The 23,873-nt window shown below is 55.8% G+C and carries 18 protein-coding genes; 12 read left to right on the top strand and 6 right to left on the bottom strand.

Annotated elements, in window-relative coordinates; genetic code table 11:
* Positions 1 to 82 precede the first annotated feature (82 nt).
* The 6 genes from Pan181_RS11095 to Pan181_RS11120 all read left to right on the top strand — a co-directional run bounded on the left by Pan181_RS11095 (position 83) and on the right by Pan181_RS11120 (position 6,825).
* On the top strand, positions 83 to 2,191 hold the full coding sequence (locus tag Pan181_RS11095; protein ID WP_145246874.1) for an alkaline phosphatase family protein: 2,109 nt from the start codon (positions 83 to 85) through the stop codon (positions 2,189 to 2,191).
* Positions 2,188 to 4,239 carry an alkaline phosphatase family protein gene (locus tag Pan181_RS11100; protein ID WP_145246875.1) on the top strand — a complete coding sequence of 684 codons (2,052 nt, stop codon included), beginning with the start codon at positions 2,188 to 2,190 and terminating at the stop codon, positions 4,237 to 4,239. Before Pan181_RS11095 ends, Pan181_RS11100 begins: the two co-directional genes overlap by 4 nt.
* Before the next feature lie 128 nt (positions 4,240 to 4,367).
* Positions 4,368 to 5,162 (top strand): IS5 family transposase, encoded by a 795-nt coding sequence (locus Pan181_RS11105; RefSeq protein WP_145245101.1) that lies wholly within the window; start codon positions 4,368 to 4,370, stop codon positions 5,160 to 5,162.
* Between the two features lie 38 nt (positions 5,163 to 5,200).
* Positions 5,201 to 5,386 carry a hypothetical protein gene (locus tag Pan181_RS11110; protein WP_145246876.1) on the top strand — a complete coding sequence of 62 codons (186 nt, stop codon included), beginning with the start codon at positions 5,201 to 5,203 and terminating at the stop codon, positions 5,384 to 5,386.
* Positions 5,387 to 5,393: 7 nt separating this feature from the next.
* Positions 5,394 to 6,230, top strand: coding sequence for a hypothetical protein (locus Pan181_RS11115; protein ID WP_145246877.1), 837 nt, complete (start codon positions 5,394 to 5,396; stop codon positions 6,228 to 6,230).
* Between the two features lie 10 nt (positions 6,231 to 6,240).
* Positions 6,241 to 6,825, top strand: coding sequence for a sulfotransferase (locus Pan181_RS11120; protein ID WP_145246878.1), 585 nt, complete (start codon positions 6,241 to 6,243; stop codon positions 6,823 to 6,825).
* Here the strand turns inward: Pan181_RS11120 and Pan181_RS11125 are convergent.
* The 3 genes from Pan181_RS11125 to Pan181_RS11135 form a co-directional block, all read right to left on the bottom strand.
* Positions 6,822 to 7,970 carry an aldo/keto reductase gene (locus Pan181_RS11125; protein ID WP_145246879.1) on the bottom strand — a complete coding sequence of 383 codons (1,149 nt, stop codon included), beginning with the start codon at positions 7,968 to 7,970 and terminating at the stop codon, positions 6,822 to 6,824. The two genes, Pan181_RS11120 and Pan181_RS11125, sit on opposite strands and share 4 nt — an antisense overlap.
* Positions 7,971 to 8,139: 169 nt before the next feature.
* Entirely contained in the window at positions 8,140 to 9,099 is a 960-nt protein-coding gene (locus Pan181_RS11130; RefSeq protein WP_231943809.1) for a hypothetical protein, read from the bottom strand.
* A gap of 196 nt (positions 9,100 to 9,295) precedes the next feature.
* Positions 9,296 to 11,635: an arylsulfatase gene (locus tag Pan181_RS11135; protein WP_145246880.1), complete on the bottom strand. Its 2,340-nt coding sequence runs from the start codon at positions 11,633 to 11,635 to the stop codon at positions 9,296 to 9,298.
* Positions 11,636 to 12,361: 726 nt separating this feature from the next.
* Here Pan181_RS11135 and Pan181_RS11140 point away from each other — a divergent pair.
* From Pan181_RS11140 to Pan181_RS11150, 3 genes are all read left to right on the top strand, one after another.
* Entirely contained in the window at positions 12,362 to 13,570 is a 1,209-nt protein-coding gene (locus Pan181_RS11140; protein ID WP_145246881.1) for a hypothetical protein, read from the top strand.
* Positions 13,571 to 14,229: 659 nt separating this feature from the next.
* Entirely contained in the window at positions 14,230 to 15,114 is an 885-nt protein-coding gene (locus tag Pan181_RS11145; RefSeq protein ID WP_145246882.1) for a sensor histidine kinase, read from the top strand.
* Positions 15,115 to 15,345: 231 nt separating this feature from the next.
* The gene (locus Pan181_RS11150) at positions 15,346 to 15,738 is read left to right on the top strand and encodes a globin family protein (RefSeq protein WP_197529164.1); all 393 of its coding nucleotides are present in this window, start codon (positions 15,346 to 15,348) and stop codon (positions 15,736 to 15,738) included.
* Between the two features lie 65 nt (positions 15,739 to 15,803).
* Here Pan181_RS11150 and Pan181_RS11155 read toward each other — a convergent pair whose 3' ends face one another.
* Positions 15,804 to 17,024, bottom strand: coding sequence for an alginate export family protein (locus tag Pan181_RS11155; RefSeq protein ID WP_197529165.1), 1,221 nt, complete (start codon positions 17,022 to 17,024; stop codon positions 15,804 to 15,806).
* Positions 17,025 to 17,808: 784 nt separating this feature from the next.
* Between Pan181_RS11155 and Pan181_RS11160 the strand changes: the two genes are divergently transcribed.
* From Pan181_RS11160 to Pan181_RS11170, 3 genes are all read left to right on the top strand, one after another.
* Positions 17,809 to 18,141, top strand: coding sequence for a cupin domain-containing protein (locus Pan181_RS11160; protein WP_145246885.1), 333 nt, complete (start codon positions 17,809 to 17,811; stop codon positions 18,139 to 18,141).
* Between the two features lie 246 nt (positions 18,142 to 18,387).
* On the top strand, positions 18,388 to 18,855 hold the full coding sequence (gene nrfH / locus Pan181_RS11165; RefSeq protein WP_231943856.1) for a cytochrome c nitrite reductase small subunit: 468 nt from the start codon (positions 18,388 to 18,390) through the stop codon (positions 18,853 to 18,855).
* 3 nt (positions 18,856 to 18,858) lie between these two features.
* Entirely contained in the window at positions 18,859 to 20,523 is a 1,665-nt protein-coding gene (locus tag Pan181_RS11170) for an ammonia-forming cytochrome c nitrite reductase subunit c552 (RefSeq protein ID WP_231943810.1), read from the top strand.
* Positions 20,524 to 20,548: 25 nt separating this feature from the next.
* Here Pan181_RS11170 and Pan181_RS11175 read toward each other — a convergent pair whose 3' ends face one another.
* Together Pan181_RS11175 and Pan181_RS11180 are read right to left on the bottom strand one after the other, a co-directional pair.
* Positions 20,549 to 21,436 carry a metallophosphoesterase gene (locus tag Pan181_RS11175; protein ID WP_145246888.1) on the bottom strand — a complete coding sequence of 296 codons (888 nt, stop codon included), beginning with the start codon at positions 21,434 to 21,436 and terminating at the stop codon, positions 20,549 to 20,551.
* A gap of 139 nt (positions 21,437 to 21,575) precedes the next feature.
* The gene (locus Pan181_RS11180; RefSeq protein ID WP_145246889.1) at positions 21,576 to 23,789 is read right to left on the bottom strand and encodes an HTTM domain-containing protein; all 2,214 of its coding nucleotides are present in this window, start codon (positions 23,787 to 23,789) and stop codon (positions 21,576 to 21,578) included.
* Between the last annotated feature and the right edge of the window lie 84 nt (positions 23,790 to 23,873).

Here is a 23,873-nt window from a genome sequence, read left to right on the forward strand (position 1 = left end):
TGGCTATGTTGCTGCCGCGTAGCCGTCGCCGAAAACGATCGTGTTCCTCGGACGTCGTATCACTCCACCACCTACAAGTGACATGTTTGCTTTGCTTCCACTCGATTCGCTTCCCGTTGGCTACATCGGTCCAGGTGCTGGATTTGCTCTGGCTGGTTCGTTCCTGGCGATCTTCGGGGCGGTGCTATCAGCCGTGTCGATGATCTTGTTCTGGCCTTTCCGGCGGATCATTCGCATGCTGTTTCGCAAGAAACCTCCTCGGAAGCCGCGATTCAAACGCGTGGTGGTGATAGGGCTAGACGGTCTGGATCACAAGCTGACTACGAGACTTCTTTCAGAAGGTCGACTGCCGAATCTGGCAAAGTTGCGAGACACAGGCAACTTCAACCCGCTGGCGAGTACGCTCCCCCCTATCTCGCCAGTGGCTTGGTCGACTTTTCAAACTGGTACGAATCCTGGCAAGCACAACATCTTCGATTTCCTTACGCCCGATCTGAAGACTTACATGCCGAAGCTCTCGTCGGTTGAGATTCGCACCGCGAGCAAATCGTTCGGCATTGGACCACTCAAGCTTTTTCGTTTTCATCAGCCTGATGTGAGGATGCTGAGAAAGAGCAAGCCATTTTGGAGCGTGCTCAGTGAATACGGAATCTTCAACTGCGTGATTCGTGTGCCGATTACCTTCCCGCCCGAGAAGCTGAAGGGAGTGCAATTGTCGGCCATGTGCGTGCCCGACTTGCGTGGAACCCAAGGCACCTTTTCCCAATACACTACGCAAAGCAAGAGCGAGAAAGAAAAGACCGGCGGTGAAGTCCATTATGTGTCTCGCGAAGGCAACACGATCAAGTGCCATTTGCTGGGGCCACCCGATCCACACAAGCCGGAAGAAGGGGATATGAAGCTGCCGTTTGTTGTGAAACTCAACGGTGGTAAATCAGCGACGCTCACCATCAATGGCGAGAAGCACAACCTGACGCTAGGCGAATACACCGAATGGCTAAGCGTAAAGTTCCCGCTCGGTATGGGATCATCGGTAAAGGGAGTGTGCCGGTTCCTGATACTATCGGTCGAGCCGGAATTCAACCTATATGTAACCCCCGTGCATATCGATCCCGAGCATCCCGCGATGGCGATCGGCTATCCCAAGGTCTATCCCATCTACCTGGCAAAGCGTCAGGGAACTTACGCGACGCTAGGATTGGCTGAGGATACTTGGGGACTTAGTGAAGAGGTGTTGGAAGATCAGCATTTTCTTCAGCAGTGCACCGAAATCGACATGGAACGAGAACAGATGTTCTTCGACGGTCTGGAGAAAGTGCCGGAAGGATTCTGCGTGTGCGTGTTCGACGGCACCGATCGTATGCAGCACATGTTCTGGCGATACCTCGACGAGTCGCACCCCGCCCGCCCAGCCCAAGTCCCCGCCGCGTTTGCCACGGCTATCGAGGATTTGTATGGTCGCATGGACGACCTGGTGGGGCGCGCGATGGCTAAGTGCGATAAAGAAGATAGCTTGCTGATGGTGCTCTCCGACCATGGCTTCAACACTTTCCGTCGGGGCATCGATCTGAATTGCTGGCTTGAACAAAACGGTTATCTAGTTGTCGACGACGCCAAGCGAAGCGACGATTACCTGACTGGCGTCGACTGGTCAAAAACCAAGGCCTTTGCCATTGGCCTCACCGGAATATTTGTCAACTTGGCTGGCAAGTTCGAGCATGGGATCGTCGACCCCGACGAGGCACCCGCCTTGCGCGATGAGATCGCCGGAAAGCTTCGCGAAGTGATCGATCCAAAAAACGAACAGAACGCGATTAAATCAGTGTATCAAGCCGCCAAAGCGTACCGAGGACCCTACAAAGAGAACGCTCCCGACTTGATCGTGGGCTACGCCAGCGGCTACCGCGTGTCGTGGGATGCGGCGGTAGGACGTACAAGTAAGGAGCTCTTTAGTGACAACACCAAGGCCTGGAGCGGCGATCATTGTGTCGATCCTTCCGTCGTGCCAGGCGTGTTGTTTTCGAATCACGAGGTAACAACCGAACATCCTCGACTCATCGACATGGCACCGACCATTCTCGATTTGTTTGGTTGCCCGGTGCCGGACTATATGGATGGCCGGGTGCTCGACGTCGGCGAGCGAAATAATCTCAAAGCCGAGCAGCCATCGTCAGAAGCGAGTGTAGCATGAGCGAAAAACAAACATCAAAGATTAGTCGACGTACCTTGCTTACCGGCGCAGCCGTGGCGGCCGGCGCCGCGGGGCTGGGAGCCACGGGGTATTTCGTGGGTGGCCCGAATCGTGTGTCGCGCAGCCTTGCCAAGAAGGTGATTGTGATCGGCATCGACGGAATGGACCCTCGACTTAGCGCGGCGATGATGTCGGCCGGATTGATGCCGAATCTGTCGAAGATGACAGGCGGCGGTGGCTTCAGTAGCTTGGGTACGAGCATTCCACCCCAGAGCCCGGTCGCCTGGTCGAACTTCATCAACGGCGCGGGGCCCGGTTCGCATGGCATTTTCGACTTCATCCATCGTCATCCCCACGATCAGTGTGCGCCGTTTTATTCGGGAGCCGAAACGCTTCCCCCTGAAGGAGCCATCGACTGGGGCGACTACGAGGTGCAGCTCGACTTCTGGCCGTTCAATCATCAACCTTCCGAAACCGTACTGCGTCGCAAGGGGGTGCCCTTCTGGGATTACCTCGATGCAAAGAAGATCGATTCGGTCTTCTACGACTTGCCTTCGAACTACCCGCCGAGCCCGTCGCAGTATGGTCACCACCGCTGCATCTCGGGCATGGGGACGCCTGATATGCTGGGTTCGTATGGTACCTATCAGTACTTCAGCGAAGACACGCCAGCCGAAGGAGTCGAGGAAGGTGGTGGAATGCGGTCGAAGCTATCCTTCGATGGCGATTCGGCCAAGGCCAAAATCGTTGGGCCTCCCGATGCTTTGCTGAAAGACGTGAAGCCGATTGAGATTCCGTTCGACATTCACCGCGATCGCAAGTCGGATGCGGTGCTGATCGAAGTGCAGGGCCAGCGATTGATGCTCAAGCCTGGACAATGGAGTCGCTGGGTGAAGCTCGATTTCGCTTTATCGATGCCCAAGCCGATGCCGAGTCAGTCGGCCAGCGGTATTTGTCGGTTCCTTGTGCAAGAGCTGGCACCGAACTTCCGCTTATACGTCACCCCGATTAACATCGATCCCTCGAGTCCTTCGGCCCAGGTGTCGGAACCCGAATCGTTTATCACCGACGTGTCCGACGAGCTTGGCTTGTTCTACACCACGGGTTTTCAGGAAGATCACAAGGCCCGTTCCAACGGGGTGTTTAACGACGACGAGTTCCGCCGCCAGGCGACGAACGTGTTGGAAGAGCGACTCGCGTTGTTTGAATACGCGGTCGAGAACTACGACGACGGATTGTTGTATTTCTACTTCTCGAGCAGCGATTTGCAGTCGCACATGTTCTGGTGGGACGAATCGGATGGCAACGTGCAGCATCCACTCTTCAACAGTGCCGAAGCGGCCACTCGATTCCAGTACGTGAAAGACCTCTACCGGCAGCTCGATTCGATCATCGGCGATATAAACGACCGCTATGGTGGCAAAGCAACGATCATTGTGATGAGCGACCACGGTTTTGCCAATTTCGGCCGCCAGTTCAATCTGAATTCCTGGCTGCGAGACTATGGCTACCTGAATCCTCGTGAATGCACCAACGTGCTGGTTGATGGAGACTGGTCGCGGACAAAAGCCTACGGGCTGGGGATCAACGGGTTGTATCTAAATCTCAAAGGACGCGAGGCAGAAGGTATCGTCGAGCCCGGCGAAGAGCAGGAAAAGCTGCTCCGTCAAATCTCCGCCCGTTTAAAGAGCGTCCGCGACTTCAATGGAAAACGCGTGATTCGCGAAGTCTATCGCTCGAGCGAAGTCTACAGCGGCGACGCCATGGAGCTGGCCCCCGACCTAATCATCGGCTACTCGCGGGGCTATCGTGCTTCATGGGAGACCTGCTTGGGTGAACTTACCGAGGATACCTTGCTCGATAACACCTCGGCCTGGGCGGCCGACCATTGTGCCGACGCCCTGGAGGTGCCAGGCGTGTTGTTCACGAACAAAAAAATCGACAAGAGCGATCCCTCGCTGGTCGACATTGCTCCGAGTATTCTGCAAGAATTCGGGCAGCCAACACCGAGTACCATGACTGGCAGTAGTATCTACAAACCTGCCTAACCGGTGTGGACGCCAGCTTTACGACTTTTAATCATCCATATCTTAGAACGTGTTTTGAAATTGCCTGATTAAAGAAAAACAGCTACGGCTCCCTCTTTTGGTTAGCAGCCTGAGGAAGGAGCCGTAGCATGAAAACGGAAAGGAAGTATGGCAGTGATGTCACCGATCGACAATGGCAATTGCTTCGTCAGTTGTTGCCAGCACGTTCGCAGTTCGGACGTCGTCCGATTGACCGCCGGCGGATCATCAACGCGATCTTGTACGTCGTCCGCACGGGCTGCCAGTGGCGGATGCTGCCTAAGGACTTTCCGAATTGGAGTACGGTTTACGGCATCTTCTGGCGTTGGAGAAATGATGGCACGTGGCAGAAGATTCATGATGCGTTGCGAGCCAAAACACGCAAAGCGGCAGGCAAGAAGTCGACACCCACGGTAGCGATCATCGACAGCCAATCGGTTCGCACGGCCGAAGGAGGTGAAGAAAGGGGCTACGATTCGGCCAAGAAAATCACGGGCCGCAAGCGTCATGTGGCGGTCGATACGCTCGGATTGTTGCTCGCGATAGTCGTTCATAGCGCGGATTGGCAGGACCAGGACGGAGCCGAATGGGTAATGGACAAGCTGGGCGAGCAATTCAAGCGAATCAAGATTGTGTTTGGCGACTTCGCGTACGGTCGATCAGGGTTGCCCGATTGGACCTGGGAAACGTTTGGTTGGATTCTACAAACGGTGCTCAGGCCAGTCGGCCTAAAAGGGTTTGTGGTATTGCCGAAGCGATGGATCGTGGAACGAACTTTCGCCTGGCTGGCCCGACATCGACGGAACAGCAAGGACTACGAAAAAACAACCGCCTCCAGCGAAGCCATCACCTACGTCGCCATGATCAGCCTCATGTCGAAAAGACTGGCCAGCGCGGAAAAGTGAATTTTAAAACACGTTCTTAGAACAAGGAGCACTCCACCATGCCGAAAACAACTATTGACGATGGCCTTTACCAGCGGGCTGCGGCTGCGGCCGAAAAGGCTGGTTACAGCAATGTAGATGAGCTGATCAAAACGGCCATCGAGAACGAAGTGAAACGCATCGGCGAAGACCTAGACGAGCAACAAGTTGCCGATCAGCTTCGCGGACTTGGATACATCGAGTAACTGGCCGATGTTCACGCAAATTGTCGTTTGGTTGAATGCGCTTGCCAATGCGCTAGGGCGGGTGCTCCTGGCCCCGGTCGGGTGGATGCCTGGCTGGTTGTCGGCCACGCTCGTGGGAGCCGTGACCGGCGTGCTGATGATCATCGTGTTCAAGCACACGTCGAATCAGCAGGCGATCAAGCGCACTCGCAATCGCATCAAGGCGAATATGCTCGCGCTATCGCTCTTCAAGGAGAATCTGTGGGTCAGCTTTCGCTGCCAGGGTCGACTGCTGGCCAGTGCTGGCATGCTACTATGGTACTCGCTCGTTCCAATGGCGGTGCTGACAGTGCCGATGATACTAATCCTCGGTCAGCTAGCCTTGTGGTACCAGGTTCGGCCGCTCGATGTCGGCGAACCGTCGGTGGTGACCGTGATGCTGAGCGATGCGGAACCCGAAGCGGTCGACAAGATTGAACTAGCCAGCACCGACGGAGCCAAGGTGGTGACTGGGCCCGTGCGAGTACCGAGTAAACAAATGGTTTGCTGGGAACTCGAACCAACCACAGTCGGAATGCAACAGCTCGATTTTGTGGTCGGCGACAAGACCTATACCAAGGAACTCTCGGTTGGCGATGTGTTTCAGCCCACTAGCATCAAACGCCCTGCCCTGTTGTTCGGCGACGTAGTGTTGCATCCCCGCGAGACGCCGTTCGCGGCCGATTCCACGGTGCAATCGATTGAAGTAACCTATCCTGATCGATCCAGCTGGACATCTGGCACCAATTACTGGATGGTGTATTGGTTCCTGATTTCCATGGTGGCTGCGTTTGCGGCCAAGCCTTTCTTGAACGTTAACCTATAGCGTGAAACCGATGCCTGATGTATCTCCCATTGTTGTTGTTTCTGGCCTGCCCCGCTCGGGTACGTCGCTCATGATGCAGATGCTGGCCAAGGGGGGCATCGAGCCGGTAACCGACCACGAGCGGCAAGCGGATGCGGATAATCCGAAGGGTTACTACGAGTTCGAGCGGGTCAAGAAGATCAAGCAAGACACCGCCTGGCTACCCGATGCCCGGGGCAAGGTGGTGAAGATGATCTCGCAGCTGTTGTTCGACCTGCCTGCGACGGAGCACTATAAAGTTGTCTTCATGCGACGCGATATGGACGAGGTAATCACCTCGCAAGAAAAGATGCTGGTGCGTCGAGGAGTGAATCCCCCCGATCCGGCGGTGATTAAGAAAGCGTTCGAGTCGCACCTGACGAAATTCTTCGCCTGGCTGCCGACGCAATCGACGATCGACTTGATCGAGATCAACTACAACGAGTTAGTACTCGATCCGATTCCTTCGGCCGAGCAAATCGTTGAGTTTCTACCAATGCAAGTCGATCTGGAGCAGATGCTCACCGCGGTCGATTCGTCGCTCTATCGCAATCGCGAAATAGAGAATGCGAACTAAGCCTGCTCCGCCGGCACGGGAGCGTCGTTGGCGATGAGTCCCTCGTGCTTGAGCTCCGACCACAAGTCGGTGGGGATCTTCACCCGCATCGATTCGGCGTTGGCTTCCGCCTGGGCGGGGGTGCGGGCGCCGGGAATGACGGAGGAAACCGTGGGATTCGCCGCGGCAAACTGCAGCGACGCGGTTCGCAGGTCGATACCGTAGCGCGTGACCACTTCGCTCAGTTGCGAACGCTTGGCCGGAGCCCCCTCTGGGACATTGCCACCGTACAGGTAACGATCGCGCCCTGCGAGATAGCCAGCCATCAGCGGTGCGCCGACGACGACCGATACATTGCGTTCAGCGAGTTTCGGCAGCGTGTCGTGCAGGGCCTGATCGTGATCGATCAGCGAGTACTGGCAAGCTAGTAGCATGATGTCGGGATCGGCCACCTCCAGTGAGTTAAGGGCCGGCGCGGGGCGATTCACTCCGAAACCCCAGGCCTTGATCATTCCCTCTTCCCGCATCTTGGTCAGTTCGGGCATGGCTCCCTTGCGGGCGATTTCGAACTGTTCTTGCCAGTCGATTTCGCCATTGTCGGGAGAGAGGTCGTGGATGAAGGCGATATCGATCTGCGATACCCCGAGTCGCTCGAGGCTATCTTCAATCGAGCGACGCGCGCCATCGGCGGTGTAGTCGTACTTGTAATCAAATGGCGACGCTTCTTTCCACAACGTTCCGGTGCGCGGAGCATCGGTAGCGTGGAACACCCGGCCCACTTTGGTCGACAGCACGTAATCATCCGCGGGGTGATTGTGCAGGAACCACCCGTAGCGACGCTCGCTCAGACCAAAACCGTAGTAAGGCGACGTATCGAAGTAACGCACGCCCGAATCCCAAGCGGCCGCCAAGGTGGCTTGAGCCTCTTCGTCGCTGGTCGGGGCAAATCCGTTGCCGACCGCGACTCCGCCCAAACCGAGACGAGTGCTGGGGACGAATCGTTTAGCTTCCGTGGGGTCGTTCTTCGGCAGCGGACCCGAAGCATTGCCCTGCGTTGGCATTACCGAGCCTGGCTTGGAGTACTGGGCCAACAGCGGTCCGGAAGCCAACGCGGCACTCCCCGCGGCTACACTCGACAAAAACGCACGACGGCTCGAGACATTCATCACTTACTCCTTCCGCAGTACTGCACTTCACTACCTAATCCGCGGTAATCAGCAGCCAAAAAGGATGCGACGCGCGGGGGGGTCGACTTCCAGACCTTTGGCGCTGAAGGGCATTTGACAATACCCGGATTGCCGAACGAACACTGCATGCATTCAGGAAAGCGGCGAATTATTCAGACGGATTGGTGAGTGTGCCCTGCTCGTCCTTGTACTTCGCCCACAAGGTTTCCAGCCGATCGGCCAGCGTCGCCTGGTCGCCAACTACCAGCCAGTAGCGATACTCGTAGGTCGACTTGGGGCCGAGGGTGACTTGCGAGATCGGTGCAACATGTACGCAGGCGCCATGCTCAGGATCGTCGGACATGATTTCTTGATGCGGCCCGAAGTTCCAGCGGAAATTCGAAGTAGGGCTAAACACCGCAATCCCCTGCCCTTCGGCGTTGAAGCAAGCCATCGCCTTGCGTGGAGGCTCGGCATTGCCCCACGGAGGGCCTGCAGGTTGGTGCTCGTCGCGCCATTCGCCGTCGCCGAGGTAGCTCTTGTAATGGTCGAAGTTGCGCGTGAAGTAGCATGCGGGCACCTCCTGCGAGCAGTGCACCGCCGGGCCCCAGGCATCGTCGGAGCTGCGACGACACTCGAGTCGATTCTCGATGACCATCACTTCTGGCATGTCGGGCTCAAAACGCGTGGTCTGATGCATCACCGCGGCCGCTTCTTCGTCGGGCATGTCCCAGAGTTTGGGAATCGTCACGCTGGTGAGGGTCGAAGCGTTGGGCTTCTCGAAGCGAGTGACTCGCGCCCAGGAGCTAACGCCGCCCCCTTGGATCGGGTTCCAAGGCCAGGGGCTCCAGCTTTTCGACTGACCTTCCGCCGTGCGATCGAGCACCCGCCCGGTGTAGTACGACTGTTGGATCAGCCGCCCGGGGTCGTGGATGTTGATGGTGTTGTGTGGATACGTACTCCACGACAACCAAGTGATCGAACCACCCCTGGATCGGTCGATGCCGATCTTTGTGGTGCCATTGTCGATGGTCAGCAGCGTGTCGTCCGCCGGTGGTTCGGCTGCCGAAGCGACGGCGGACGCGGTTATAGCGAGAACGAAGAGCCAAGCACTCAAACTTCGAACCATCGGTGCAACTCCATGTCGCAGGGCGGGGCCCACCGCTTTGGGCGAGGCGGGCTGGAACATTGGCGGGATGCTGACCAATGTAACACAGTCACGCGGCCGATGCACAATGGTTGCACACCGGCCGCGTGAGGTGAAAAGTAGACCTGGTTGTCTGTCGCACGACGGGGAAACGTCGTCGACTCGTCGATTAAGTAACTTACTTGAGCTCGATCGTCACCTTCTTAAGGGTGCCGGTAAACTCGAATGGCAACGAGTAATCGGCCACCGGTGTGCCGGTATCGAAGCCGATGTCGAGGGTCTCGTCGAGTGTCACCCGATTAGGGATGCTCTTCTCCACCCGGCCGGAACCGATCGCCTTGTCGTTCGCAAACAACGCCACGTCGGCGCCGGCAAACGGCTTGTTCGAGTCGGATTTGTAAACCACCTTAAGAGTCACCTCACCCGTGGGAAGCGGCTGGTCGGAGGTGATCGTATAAGTTTCCACGCCCGCCAGGTTGTAGTGGTACGTCAGGCGGTTGTCCTTGACGTACATGCCGTAGCCAGCAAACCGGCCACCTTGAGTCATCAACACCCCTTCGGCTCCTCCCTCGGGAATCACCACCTCGGCGATCAATTCGTGGCTGCGATGCTTCAGGTCGGGCGAGGCTCCCTCAGGCAGGCGTAAGAGATTGGGGTACACGAACGTCGTGCGGCCCTCGGTGAGACTTGGCCGATTGTCGACGTTCAGCCGTTCGGTCTTGCGATCGTCGAGCGGCAATACCTGATAGCGAGCGGCTTCGGCAAAGAAGAGCTTTACCAGCTCGTCGAGCTTCTCGGGGTTCTCTTTCGCCAGATCCTTCGACTGACTGAAGTCCTCTTCCACGTGATACAGTTCCCATGGCATGTTCAGCAGGTCGGCTGGCGGGTTCTCGCTCAGCCAAGGTACGCCGCGCATGGCGCTGGCCATCCAGCCATCGTGATAGATGCTTTGGTTGCCCATCATTTCGAAGTACTGCGTCGTCCGGCGATCGGCGGCCTTGGCGTCGTCGAACGTATAAACCATCGAGATCCCTTCGATCGGCTTCTGAGCCACTCCGTTCACGACGGCCGGGGCTGTGACGCCGACCGCTTCGAGCAACGTGGGGGCGATGTCGATCACGTGGTGGAACTGGTCGCGCACTTCGCCGCGGGCTTTGATGCGTTTCGGCCACGAAATGGCCATGCCATTGCGAGTGCCGCCGAAGTGGCTGGCAATCTGCTTGGTCCACTGAAACGGCGTGTCCATCGCGTGCGCCCAGGCGGCGGGAAAGTGGTTGTAGTGCTGGTCGGTGCCGAGCGAATCGATCGCATCGAGCTTGCTCTCCAGCGGTTCCTCAATCGCGTTGAAGAAGGTCATCTCGTTCAACAGGCCATTCAAGCCACCTTCGGCGCTCGAACCATTGTCGCCAGCCATGTAGATGATGATCGTGTTGTCGAGTTCGCCGAGTTCGTCGATCGAATCAATCACGCGCCCCACTTCATAATCGGTGTGCGCGGTAAAGCCGGCGAACACCTCCATCATGCGGGCGTAGACCTTGCGCTCTTTCTCGGGAAGCGAATCCCAGGCCGGCAGCGAGTCGGGCCGTGGGGTCAGCTTCGTATCTTTCGGCACGACGCCGAGTTGCTTCTGCCGGGCGATGGTCTTCTCGCGGTACGCATCCCAGCCGTCGTCGAACTGGCCTTCGAACTTGTCGACCCATTCCTTTGGCACCTGATGCGGGGCATGCGTGGCCCCGGTCGCGAAGTACACAAAGAACGGCCGCTGCGGGGCCACCGCTTTCGACGCACGAATGGTGCGAATCGCCTTGTCGGCGATGTCGGTTGTGAAGTGATAAGGAGAGCCATCTTCGTTAGTCTTGGGGGGCTCAATGCGTTTGCGCCCTTCGACTAACGCTGGATGCCATTGATCGGTGTCGCCACCCACGAAGCCGTAGAAGTAATCGAAGCCGAGCGCGTCGGCCCAGCGATCGAACGGACCGACGAGGCTGGTTTCCCAGTCGGGCACGTTGTGGTTCTTGCCGAACCAGGCATTCATATAGCCATACTCGCGAAGCACCTCGGCCACAGTGGCGGTCGAGTCGGGGATGATGCCGTCGTAGCCCGGGAATCCGGTGCCCGCTTCGCCAATCACACCGCTGCCGACCGAGTGGTGATTTCGACCCGTGAGCAACGCCGCGCGGGTGGGGGAGCAGAGCGCGGTGGTGTGAAAGCGGTTGTAAACCAGCCCGTTGCGAGCCACGCGGTCGAGTGTAGGAGTGGGGATGCCACCGCCGAACGTCCCCATTTGCCCAAAGCCACAGTCGTCGATGAGCACGATCAGAATGTTGGGGGCGTCTTCCAGGCCATAGGTCGCAGGAATCTTGAGCTTCGGCTTGACTGCAGTCGAGTCCTGGTAGGTCAAACCAATCTTGCCTTCAAAGGCCTGCGCGGGCCGAGGCAGTGATTCTTGGGCGGTGCTCGTACTGGCGAGTAAACAAGCCAGGGCCAGGGTGGTAGCGAACGCTAGATAACGAAGCATCTCAGGGGTCCTTTCTCGTAGGCGGTAGCACTCGTCTCCTTGGGGAAGAACGTGAAACTTCGGGCGATCACGTTTTGTGATCGAAACGCTTACTTCTACACGCAGAGATTGAACTACCAGCTCACGAAAGCGAGTCGTCGGTGATTCCTCGTCGTCACCAAAAACAAGCGTACCGCAGTGGGGCTTCCGCTGGTCGATCCATTGTGTTCCTTCGTTGTCTCCGTGCGGCAATGTAGAATCGACCAGCCACAATGAACGTTGGTTGCCAGGCGAGGCTGGCACAGGAATCGAATAGTCGTGTTGGGGATCCTTTGTAAGTGGCACTTCTCCCAAGGTGCCACCTCATCCGCCTATCACTTTCCCTGAATATACCTTTCGCGAAGGCGATTACCAGCTTCTACTTCGTGAAGTTTGTGAGAAGTAATGCCAAAAAGGGAATTCTTAGCATCCAGCATGCCACCCTAAAAACGTTTGCGATTTGCCAATGGTGGTGACTCCTTGCAACACTCGATTTCACAACATGACTTGCCGCTCCGGTGCCCTTTTTGCGGAAACCTAGGCGACAAAAGCAGACGAAAGTTTGGCCTGAGCAGCTGGCCCTGCTATATTGACCCCCACCAGCGCGTGGGCGAACGCCCCTTCGATTAGCTGGTTGCTCATCTCTTTGGTAGCCGCTTGGCGGGGGGCTATCGTTGGTACTCGTTCTGTTTTGCCGGGGAAGAACTCATGAGACTGCGACCAACCTTTGCGTTCGTCTTACTGGGAGTGCTGGCAAGTGGTCAAACGCTGGCCGGTACGATGGCCAGCTTTACCCCACTGGGAGTCGTTCCGCTCGACTTTCCCTACAGTTATGGCACCGGGCTCAGTGCTGATGGCCAAACCGCCTTTGCCTATAGCGCGTACAACCGTAGTGGCAGCGGACTCAACAGTAACATGCCGGTGCGTTGGACGGAGTCACAGGGCCTTGAGGAATTGGTCGACCGTAGTCGCGGCATCTCGGGCGTCACCACCCGCAGTAATTCGGATGGAACTGCCTTGGTGGGGTACAACACGAACGCGGGAGCCAGCGGGCGGACTTTGCCTTTCCTCTGGACCGCCGATTCCGGCTACGTAGAGCTCGGACTACCTCACCCGTTGGCCACTTTTTCGTTTGCATTTGATGTAACCGACGACGCATCCACCGTGGTCGGCTCTTACAATCGCAATGGAACACGGATCCCGTTGTACTGGACCGAGTCGGGTGGGTACCAACTGGTCGAACTCCCCGCTGGCTATGGTTCCACTCACTTCTATGGGGTCTCCGACGATGGATCGGTGGTGATCGGTCACTCTGTCTCGATGGCGCAGGCATTTCGGTGGACCGATTCCAACGGCTTCGAACTACTAAGCACCCTCGGCGACGACGGAGGCTTCGTCGCCAGCCAGGCCCGGAACCTAAGTGCTGATGGTTCCGTGATCGTGGGCTCTGGCGAATTGTCCGAAGGCGATATGGCTTTTCGTTGGACCGCCGAAACCGGCATGCAACCACTCGGGGCGGTCACCGACGAACTGGTTGCCACCGGGGCGTTTGCCGTGTCGGGCGATGGCAACGTGGTGGGGGGCTCTGGGCGCACTGCTAGCGGTGTCGAAGGGTGGATTTGGGACGAAACCCATGGCGTGCAAAGCTTGCGTCAGCTGCTGGTGGATCAAGGAGTCGATATGGACGACTGGATCATTTCCGAGGTCAATGCGCTCTCCTACGATGGTTCGGTCGTGGTTGGCACCGCGGCGAGTGCTAGCCGCCAGCGAAACGAGGCGTTCATCGCCACGCTCGGGACCAAGGTCCCCGAACCACCATCGGCGTTTCTGTTGCTGGCAACAGTTGGGGGACTTGCGATCGTCGGTCGTAATCGCTCGCGACAATTCTCGTCGCAGTCCGTAAGTACCCCTCGCTAGGCATCATCTGCGGGCCCAATGTTATTTCCTGGATGGTTCCACTTTTCGCTGGGAAATGGCCACCTGTGGTGTTCTAATGGACAGGTGGCAAAGGCTGTTGGCTATCAGCTTTCGGCTGTTGTCTTTTTTAGTGATTGGAGGTGAATCAAATGTAATGCTTTTTTAAAGTCAGACTACTAGCGACGCGCAGGCGATTGGTTGCTTGCGTGGGCGTTCGCTGCTGCGCTTGTGTCAAAGCTGTAGGCTTTAGGCTGTAAGCGATAGGCTAGATCTTTCAGTCGCTGGAAGCTCCCTCAAGATGACATTTCTACATCCAACTCCCAACCCAAAATAGTTTCCCACCCATGGGAATCTATTCTGGGCACTTTCCGTGGAGGTGTTGATGCAACTTGTTACTGGTAAACGACTTGCGGTACTTTCCCACTGCGAAAATAGATTCCCACTCGATGCGTTTTGGGAAATGGGAATCTATTCGCAGCCGAAAACCACTGGTTTTGTAGAGCCGGCGGAGATTCAATTTTCCCATCGGTGGGAAAATTGGGAATCTATCCCAGTGGCTAGGGAGATTGCAGGATTCGTGCTGATTCTCGAAAGCGCAGGCAGTAGCTGGTGTTTCGAGAGGCCGGCGGGTTGATGCACTTCCATCAGTTGGGGGAGTTTTGGATATCGCAGCCGGCATCGCCCACGAGATCAACACGCCGATGCAGTTTGTGCAGGACAACGTCGCTTACGTGGAACAGGTGCTCGAACGGGTAAACGAAGTGATCCGCTGCTACGAATCGCAGCTTACCGACGACGACCCGATAGCTTGGAAGCAACGCCGACTTACGATCGACGAGATGATTCGTGATTGCGGCTGTAATCACGTCCGACTGCAGATTGAAGAAGCGGTGGCCGAATGCCATCTCGGCATCCAGCGAGTCGTCTCGATCGTGAAAGCGATGAAGATGTTCTCGCATCCTGGCAACGAAGGTCGGGTGTTGATCGACTTGAATGAGGCGATCGATATGGCGATCACCATCTCTCGAACTCGTTGGAAATACGCAGCGAAAGTGAAGCTCGATCTTGATCGCGAGTTGCAGCCAGTCTCGGTATTCGCATCGGAACTAAATCAGGTGCTTTTGAACCTGGTGGTAAATGCATGCGATGCGATCGTGTCGAAGTTTGGCGAAGGAGACCAAGGGCAGATCCATATCACCACCCGCAGCACCGAAACGGAAGTAGTGATTGAGATTCGAGACAACGGATGCGGCATACCCACCGAAGCTCAACATCGGGTGTTTGACCAGTTCTTTACAACGAAAGAGGTTGGCAAAGGTACTGGACAAGGATTGGCCTTGTGCCGCAACGTGATTGTAAAGATGCACGGCGGTACCTTGCGTTTTGAGAGTGAGGTGGGGCAAGGCACCACCTTCTACATTGGCTTGCCCAAGGCAGTTGAGCAGACAGGCAGCGAGCAGGTATCCGAGGTGGATGCCAATAGCACGGTGGTAGGGGAAGTTGTAGGCGAAAGCGAAGCGACCTACAGCTTGGTTGAATCATAAATATCGACAAAGTGGAGTTGTGCTGTAGGGTGCGTCTAGTAAATAAACGCGAGAAATAGTTTGCCGGAAAACGCATGCGGTTTGTGGATGAATATGGGGTAAGTCTCTCGTGATAAGACCAGCCCAAAACCGCAGTCGCAACCGATGCGGCATAAACTAGGCTTGAGTATCTAAATCTAGTCTTTCGTGTGGGGAGGTGGGGCAATGCTAACGGAACGTCAGATATCGATAGTGCAAAGTACCTGGATGCAGGCAGCCCAGCAGGCGGACGCGGTCGCCAAGTTGTTCTATACGCGGTTGTTCGAAATCGCGCCAGAAGTGCGACCGTTGTTTAAGGGGGAACTGGAACAGCAGGGGCGGAAGCTCATGGCCATGCTGGCGGTCGCGGTGAATGGCTTGCCAAAGCTCGATCAGATTGTGCCAGCGGTGCAAGACCTAGGCCGCCGACATCATGAGTATGGCGTAGAAGACGAAGACTACGAATCGGTCGGCGAAGCACTGCTCTGGACGCTGGAGCAAGGGCTCGGCGAAGCCTTCACGGAAGAAGCAAGGGATGCCTGGACCTTGACCTACACGACGCTAGCCGACGTGATGAAAGCAGCCGCACCGAGTTCAGCCACATAGGAAATGCCCCGGACCAGGTAGTGATGCACGTGGTCCGAGGCCGAGTGAATCGACGTCACGCGACGTCAGAAATTGAGTTCCCACTGCGTGTAGAAGAAATCGGCATCGGTAGCCCCGGCGACTGGGGTAATCTTGTTACCCGCCCAAAAGTAGGAGTAACCGAATAGAATGTTCGACCGTGGAGTGAACTTGTATTGAACTGTCGCGTCGAGTTCATCGCCCCAGTCTTTACTGGAAGTGCTTTGGGTAGGTGTTCCGCCGATCGATGGCACAATATCGCCAGCTGTATTCGACATCAAGTGATAGTACCAGAACAGCAGGCTCACCTTCTCATGAGGTGTCATGGTTAGCAGTAAGTTGGGCGATTCGATGTTTGCTCTTTGAGTTGCATCAATGAATCCCAAGTACTTATGGGCGAGTGGAAATAGCTGGTTGTAACGATTGAAGTCGCCATCGGCAGAATTGCCCGATGCATAATCGTAATAGAACCAAATGGTAGGTTTCCACTTCATGTCGAGTTTGCGACCAATACCAGCAGTTGCAAAACCCGCAGAGTGATTCGCGCCGATGCCGCTCTGGCGGCCAAACTGTGGTCCACCTTCGAACTCGTAAAGCCAATCTCCTTGAGATCCAGAGATCCGGAGACCTAGCGTGTGAAGCGAAAAGTCGCGACTGCCGGCCGCATTGCTACCGAGGGCGCGGTCGTCGTCGTATCCCAGGTAATACATGTCGACGGTTGCGTTCTCGAGACCACTATAGACACCATAAACGCCGTAGAAACGCTGGTTGTAATCGGCCTGGTCAAGATCGGTGTCGTCGACAGGAACATAGTTGGTAAAGAAGGTATCAATCGACCAATCGCACTCGTTGTACATGATCTTCACGCCCTCAAAGGTGCGGCGGGTATTCGCCCAATCGAGTGGCGAGACAACACGCTGCGATCCATAGAGGAGTTCCTGGCGGCCTACTCGAACAGCCGTGCTATCGGTTACCGCAACATCGACGAACAGATTAAGAAAATCACCGTAGTTGTCGTCGATAGCTCGTGGAATATAGAGATCGGACGTCGAGACATCGGCATAAATGCCTTCGGCGTACAGCCGCACCCGGTCGGAGACCTTCCAGTTGGTGTACAGTCGTAGTCGAGTTAACAGAAAGTCGGTTTCGGTGTCCTGGAAACGGCTGGTTTCGGGCAGTTGCCCCATGCCCTGCTCGTGGTGATATCGCAGGCGCAGTTGCCCACCAACGTCCACGGTTCCCCATTGACCACAACGATCCACCGGCATGAGTTTCAAACAGTCACCTAAGCAGCAACCATGGTATGCCGGATCGTTCAAATAGTTGAAATCATTCGCGTAAAACAATCCCTTGTGACTTGTAGCACAAGGTGACGGAGATGCTGAACGCTTCTGTACGCACTGGCTGCATTCGCAGAAACCCGCATCGCTGGACTCAGGAGAACAGCTATCGCAGCAACTAAACCCCACAGAATGGTACGAAGTGTATTCAACGGTGTCCTGGGGCGCGTTGGATACAGATTCGATTACAGGGTACCGCGCCGGATAACCCAGGCCATGCTCGGCTGCCTGACTGCTAGCAGTTAATGCAGCGCACCAGCAGCAGAGTAACAATCGGAACGAGTAGTGGCCAGATTTCGCAGGCATTCTGGGTTCTCGATGGAAAAATGCAGACCGGTAGCTACTGGCAGTGAGGCAAACGCTCGCTCACTGCCAGATGGGGTACTAGTAAGTGCTGTCTCTTGGTTTCGGTTAACTGAGAGAGCTTTCCGGAAAGAAAGAGGATCTGCCGGTAAGGTCTAACATCCCCAGAACGCACAGCGTTGAGATCGGTCAGTTGACAGGTGGAGATTGGACGTTGTCCAGTAGCTATCTATCGAGTGAAAGGTGAGTTAGGTAGTTGTCGTTTGGTATTATTTGTCGTGAACATTTCGAAGAGGGGGTGTTGCGACTTTGCGATACGTGAGATAAGCAAGTTTCTGCAGCGGAGTGGGGAGTATCTTGCTCCATTGAGTGCTTACATCGGCTAAGAGAATGCTGGAAAGGAATATCCATGGACTACACTGCCATCATGAATGTCGCCGGTGAGGTAGACTTCGCGACCGACAGCACCGTAAGTCGAACGATTCATCAAGACGATAGTTCCAAAGCGGTATTGTTTGCCTTCGATGCGAAACAGGAGCTGTCAGAGCATACCGCAGCCATGCCGGCGGTGCTGTTGTTCATCGAAGGCCAGGCGAGAGTCTCGCTAGGCGACGAAACTCTCGAAGCCACCGCTGGCACGTTTATCCATATGGCTCCCCATCTTCCTCACAGTATTTCTGCTGAAGTGCCGACGAAAATGTTGCTGCTCCTAATGAAAGCTTCAAAAAGCAAACCGTCATAGAAAACGCGTTGAATCCTGGCACGCGAGTTGCCCAGCAGGAGATGGTTGTAAACTTGTAGCCGCGTTGTTGTCGGTAGTTAAAAGTTGAGGTATACTGCCGCGCAACGACGATGTGTCTAATCCGTGGTCAACCACCGCTCAGTACATCGAGTTGCCTTTTCTAAAATATATCTCGGGGTATCTCTTTTCATGTCGCGCCGTAAGAGTCGAGCAAAGGAGCGATCGACGAAACCCACGGGCTGGCGGATGCCGGTGCTCGTGGCAGCCACATTTGGGGTACTCGGCGGACTGGGGGTATTCACTTTTGGCTATGGCGAGGGTTACGCCTACTTGGGGAACGATCCTCAGAGTTGCGCCAACTGTCACGTGATGCAGGAGTCGTACGATTCCTGGGTTAAATCAAGTCATCATGCGGTTGCCGTATGCAACGACTGTCATACGCCACACGATAGCTACGCCGCGAAGTATTTGACCAAAGCCGACAACGGATTCTTCCATTCGCTTGCTTTTACTACTGGTAACTTCAAGGATCCCATTCAGATCAAGCAGCGCAACAGCAAAGTGGTTCAGGCATCTTGTCTGCACTGTCATCAGGATCTTGTGAATCACATGCTCCCGCTCCATGAGGGCGACGACATGCTCAGCTGTGTGCATTGTCATGCAAGTGTGGGGCACTCGCAGTCTATCGCACCTCGACGCTATGAAGGATATTGATCGATGCCAAAAAATGCGATGCAAAGCACACCTGATAAGCAATCCGGCAAAGCAACAGTTCTCCTGCTGGCGTTCTTGGTCGCTGCCATAGGTACCGCATTGGTGGCGTGGGTATTGATCACGATGTTCACTCATAAGCAGGAAGCTCGTGTTCCCTACGTACAAGTCGTCGAGCTCAACGAGATCTCTGTCGATCCCGAGCCATGGGGGCTGAATTGGCCGCATCATTTTGATGGGTGGAAGGCAACCGCAGGCGACAAATTCTATGGCGGATCGAGCGCAATGCCGCAGTCGAAGTTGGAAAAGCAGCCTTGGCTCAAGCGACTTTATGCGGGGTACGCTTTTAGCATTGATTATCGCCAGGCCCGGGGGCACGCCTACATGCTCTACGACCAAGGGGTGACAGAGCGGGTGACCAAAAAGCCGCAAGCAGGTGCCTGTTTGCACTGCCATGGGTCGACCACAGTGCTCTATCGTAAAGTTGGGTTGGAGGCTCTTGGCGAGGATAGTAGCGATGAGGCCTTAGCCGCCGATTTTAATATGGAAGCAGTACAAAAAGGCTTTGAAGAGGTAAGTACCAAAACCTACGAAGAGGTGCTGGCCATGTTGAAGCAGGCGCCTGATGGAACACCGGATGAAAACGAACCCGTGTTCCCGCCCGCCCCCGTTGGTGGATTTGAGGGGGAGTTTGCTGGCCAGCCAGTGCCTGAAGATCACCCAATGGTAGGCGAGGCGCATCCGGTCACTTGCATCGACTGTCACAATCCCAAAACCATGGCGATTCGCGTGACACGCCCTGGCTTTGTGAATGGCATCCGCGCACTGGCCGAAGGCGAAGCCCCTGCCCCGCATCTTCCGAGCATAGCCAAATGGCGAAATGGGGATCGCAACGAACCCTACGACCCGAATGCTCATGCTTCGCGCCAGGAAATGCGGTCGTTCGTATGTGCTCAGTGTCATGTGGAGTACTACTGTGCCAATAAAAAGACGCTCACGTTTCCGTGGAAGAATGGCTTGCGGATGGAAGACGAAGAGCGTACTTGGGAGGAGACGACATTCCCTGACGGGAGTGACTTTGTCGACTATATCCACGGAGAAACCGGCGCCGTTACTTACAAGGTGCAGCATCCTGAGTTCGAATTGTGGAGTCAGGGAATACATGCTCGCAGCGGAGTCAGTTGCGCCGATTGTCACATGCCCTACCAGCGTGTAGGAGCAGCAAAATTGAGCAGCCATAATGTGCAGTCTCCACTGAAGACCATAAACTCAAGCTGTCAGAATTGCCATCATCAGAGTGAAACGGAGTTGGTAGATCGCATCGAAACGATTCAGTCGCGAAATCAGGCGTTGCTGGAGCGTGCTGGCGAAGCAATGACGGAGATGATCGATGCCATACTGGAAGCCAAAGCGGCTGGCGCAGACGACGAAGCATTAAAAGATGTCTTCGTGCTTCAACGCAAGGCGATGTGGCGGCTTGACTATATTAGTAGCGAAAACTCCCGTGGGTTCCACGCCGATCAGGAAGCGGCTCGAATTCTTGGTGAGTCGATCGACTACAGTCGTCAGGCACAAGTGGCTGCCCTGCGTTTGCGTGCTCCAGAAGCACCCAGCACTGCTGACTTGCCGATTGAAGAGGTGCAAGGAGTCACGACGCCACAGGAGGAGTAAGCGAGCGAAAGCACAGCATAAGCCATCACCGAAGCTGCAGGTAGGTTCCATCATCGCAAACGATGACCATTTCCGGCACCCTCAACGCGGCTAACTTGTACGGCCGGTCGGACTGGCGGCGTTTGTAGGCACCGAAGTCGATGCAAATGGCCTTCGTATTGCGTCGACTCATCGAGGCATCTTGTGAGTAGTGACCGAACGCACAGAGCTCTGGATCGGAGTAGTCCTGCCACCACGGCACCCGCTCGACGACGCGGAGCTTGCCCGCTGATTCGAAGGGCTCGGCAGCTTGTTGCACCGGCCCGGAGGTGAGCAGCTTCACCGGGTTGTCGTTCTGGTACGAGAGTTCTTTCTCCACCTGCGGCAGACTCCGGCAGAGCGAGTAGGACTCGAGACTATCGGCATAGTAGTTATGAACCGCTGCCGCATCGGTCTTGCAGCCGATGTGACCGAGGAACGACTCATCCCAGTAGGCATGCACCACTCGCAAGCCGGGGCGATGCAGCGCAAGCGGCAGTGTGGCGAAGAAGTCGAGAATCTGCCGCCGGTCGTCATCCGACGCCAGTCGCTGGGGGACCAGCTTGCCATCGGAGTCGTAGAACTCCTCGCCGAAGAACCAACCGTTGTCGAACTTGCGTTTGCCAAGCAGGATGTTGAGATCGTGATTGCCGAGCACGCAATGCGCAAGCCCCTGATCGACGCAGCGATGAACAAACTGCACAACCGCCAGGCTGTCGGGACCGCGATCGGTAAGGTCGCCGACGAACACCAGCCTGCGCCCCTCGGGATGGCGACCACCGTCCTGGTAGCCCATCCTGCTTAGCAAAGTCATGAGGGCGTCCATCTCACCATGGACATCGCCCACGATATCGAGGGGACCGTCGGGGAGAGATTGGAGGAGAGTGTCGGGCATTTCAGGTCAGTTGAAGGAGTTCTGCCTTCAGCTTGATCATGCAGGTTTTTGCAATCGCAAACCACAAGACGGTCATTCGGGAGAGCACCAACCAGGACATTGCGGCATCCATTATTGGCTAGCTGCTGCAAACAAGAATCTAATGCCGGCTTCTTGGTAAGTTGCTAAGGTCGATGCGATGTGTAGCGCGCGGTAGGATCCAATCGTTATGGTGCAACGGATCGTAGGCAACTTTTGCTAAGTCGACCTCGGGGTCGACCAGCGGGCGTGGGAAGTAGTAGTTGAGCATAATATAGCTACTGGCTTGTACCTCGGGGCGCCGACCGGTTGACTCTTCCCAGCAGTCGGCGATATGGCGAGCGTACTGACGGATAAGGTACGGACGCACAGTAAACTTCTCAAGCTGTTGGGAATGGATGTCATGGAAGTGGTTCCAGACCACGTTGAGCATTCGATCTTCAAACGTAACCATCGACTTGGGCAATCCCCGCCAATCGACGGGCCGCAAACGAGAGAAGTCGACCCACACCAAATAGGGCTCGCCGTGTGACAGGGCAAGCAGTGCTTGATCGTCTAGGTCGACGCTGCGATTAGAGTCGCGAATCACGAGGAACCGCTTTTCCGAATACACACCACCCTGCAAAGCAAACGGGTGAAGCCTCTCCAGCGTGGGGCGAACGATTGAGTACAGCTGGGAGCGACTAAGGCGATCCAATGCTCCGGTCACTGCAACCTGAAATGCCTCGGAAGAAGCTTCTGCTTTTTGCTGCTCCGTGACGGCCGTCGCAAGTTCGTCGATCCATCCAACGAGTTGGGCGATTGTAGAAGGGTGGAATTGCCGCCGCACCTCGGGGCTCTCGATCCGTTGGCGAATCTCTGCGATTGCCTCATTGAGCGATATGCTTTCTTCAATTTCCGGTTCACTATTGAAAGCAGCCTGCCAACGCTCGGTTATCTTCGCCTTGTTAGCCTCCACGAGGTCGATAGCTGAGCTCTCAGCTGCCGTTGGAGTGTAAATGACTCGTATTCCTAATGCCGGCTCGTAAATCGTAGACATTCCAGGGTGATGATTCCAATTGAATAGGTGGCTGTCGACGGAAGCATACACAGCCTTGGGCGTGCCTGCAGGACAGGCATCCCAATCGATTTGTGAGCGATCTTCAGAGTCAACAATCTGAAGATCAGGATCAGTAACACGATATACTAGAAAGCCGGCAGCCTTGGCTCTTAGCATCATTCGCCAGCTGAAGTCCTGACATTCCTCCGTCCAGTTGGCATCGCCAGCAACAAAGTAGTGTCGCAAAGGCCAAGTGCTCTGCCATACGACAAACAAGCAAATCAATCCGACTGCGACTCGCGACACTCGCAGGCGAGGTTGCGGTTTTGGGAGCGAGTTAGCTGCCACGGGTTGCCGCGTTGCTTTGCAACGCAGCCAACGAGTCGCTTGGATTGGCCAGTCGGTAGGGAAAAATATCAGCGTCGAGGTGAACGCCATCACTGGAAAGACACCAATCGGGAAGATGAAATGGTTGTGCAGATGAAACAAGAACGTCAGGCCGATCGCAATCCACCGGGTGCGCTTCCACAGTAATAAGAGCCCCACCGACAAGTCGTAGAACAGTCCGCCCCAGGCAAGCATCAGACAGACATGGTTCACCTGCAAGCTGTTTGGCAATCCAATGGTGCTATCGAGGAATGTGTATAGCATGTCGCCTGGTGCGAGCAACGGTTCACCGGTCAACCAGTCTGAGTTTAGTTTCGCAATGCCGCCGTAAAAATAGACCAGAAATATTTGAAAGCGAAGCAACAACACGGGCCAAAAGGGAATTAGCCCATCGACGGGCGAGGGGCTCGCATCCGCTGCCCGAACTCGTCGCGCCGCCCGGAGGTTGTCGAGCGAGAACCGGCGAGTGGCCGGCATGCAACTTAACAACATCGCGAGCAAACACATTAGGTAGTAGTGGTTGTTGTAGTTGGTTGCCTCAAGCAGAAAGAAATAGGTGTAGCTCAAGAACAATGTAATGGACGCTGCTCGGTAGTACAGTCCGACCGCAACAAAGATCGCAGCAATAGACGCGACGACGAAGTGAATCGTTAGCCATGGTTCGGCCCAAGGACGCACCCACTCGAAGCCCATGTAGCTAAAATTCCATACCGCATCGACGTAGTAGAAATCCAGCTTGCGGATGCCGTCTCCAGGAATCAGGTAGGAGGCGATATGCCACGCCATGATCAGGCCAAAGCAGATGCGAAACACGGCTAGCGAGGCGCCATCGACCGGCTTGCTGAACAGCTGCTCAAGCCGGTCCAGCATTGGCGGAGAGTGTGTAGGTTTGGTGCGTCTTGAACCCATCGGTTTCAGCTCTGTCGATGAAGGAAATGGGCCTTGGCAGACAGTACGCAGCCTTAGATCACATTTACGACGGGTGACAAGAGA

This window comes from Aeoliella mucimassa, assembly GCF_007748035.1.
GTDB lineage: Bacteria > Planctomycetota > Planctomycetia > Pirellulales > Lacipirellulaceae > Aeoliella > Aeoliella mucimassa.

Bases quoted from the DNA above. Each gene is read 5' to 3' on its own strand.
- Pan181_RS11105 (WP_145245101.1), top strand. From the start codon at position 4,368: ATGAAAACGGAAAGGAAGTATGGCAGTGATGTCACCGATCGACAATGG.
- Pan181_RS11140 (WP_145246881.1), top strand. From the start codon at position 12,362: ATGAGACTGCGACCAACCTTTGCGTTCGTCTTACTGGGAGTGCTGGCA.
- nrfH (WP_231943856.1), top strand. From the start codon at position 18,388: ATGCCGGTGCTCGTGGCAGCCACATTTGGGGTACTCGGCGGACTGGGG.
- Pan181_RS11100 (WP_145246875.1), top strand. From the start codon at position 2,188: ATGAGCGAAAAACAAACATCAAAGATTAGTCGACGTACCTTGCTTACC.
- Pan181_RS11110 (WP_145246876.1), top strand. From the start codon at position 5,201: ATGCCGAAAACAACTATTGACGATGGCCTTTACCAGCGGGCTGCGGCT.
- Pan181_RS11130 (WP_231943809.1), bottom strand. From the start codon at position 9,099: ATGGTTCGAAGTTTGAGTGCTTGGCTCTTCGTTCTCGCTATAACCGCG.
- Pan181_RS11095 (WP_145246874.1), top strand. From the start codon at position 83: ATGTTTGCTTTGCTTCCACTCGATTCGCTTCCCGTTGGCTACATCGGT.
- Pan181_RS11175 (WP_145246888.1), bottom strand. From the start codon at position 21,436: ATGCCCGACACTCTCCTCCAATCTCTCCCCGACGGTCCCCTCGATATC.
- Pan181_RS11170 (WP_231943810.1), top strand. From the start codon at position 18,859: ATGCCAAAAAATGCGATGCAAAGCACACCTGATAAGCAATCCGGCAAA.
- Pan181_RS11160 (WP_145246885.1), top strand. From the start codon at position 17,809: ATGGACTACACTGCCATCATGAATGTCGCCGGTGAGGTAGACTTCGCG.
- Pan181_RS11125 (WP_145246879.1), bottom strand. From the start codon at position 7,970: ATGAATGTCTCGAGCCGTCGTGCGTTTTTGTCGAGTGTAGCCGCGGGG.
- Pan181_RS11180 (WP_145246889.1), bottom strand. From the start codon at position 23,789: ATGGGTTCAAGACGCACCAAACCTACACACTCTCCGCCAATGCTGGAC.
- Pan181_RS11135 (WP_145246880.1), bottom strand. From the start codon at position 11,635: ATGCTTCGTTATCTAGCGTTCGCTACCACCCTGGCCCTGGCTTGTTTA.
- Pan181_RS11115 (WP_145246877.1), top strand. From the start codon at position 5,394: ATGTTCACGCAAATTGTCGTTTGGTTGAATGCGCTTGCCAATGCGCTA.
- Pan181_RS11120 (WP_145246878.1), top strand. From the start codon at position 6,241: ATGCCTGATGTATCTCCCATTGTTGTTGTTTCTGGCCTGCCCCGCTCG.
- Pan181_RS11155 (WP_197529165.1), bottom strand. From the start codon at position 17,024: ATGCCGGTGGATCGTTGTGGTCAATGGGGAACCGTGGACGTTGGTGGG.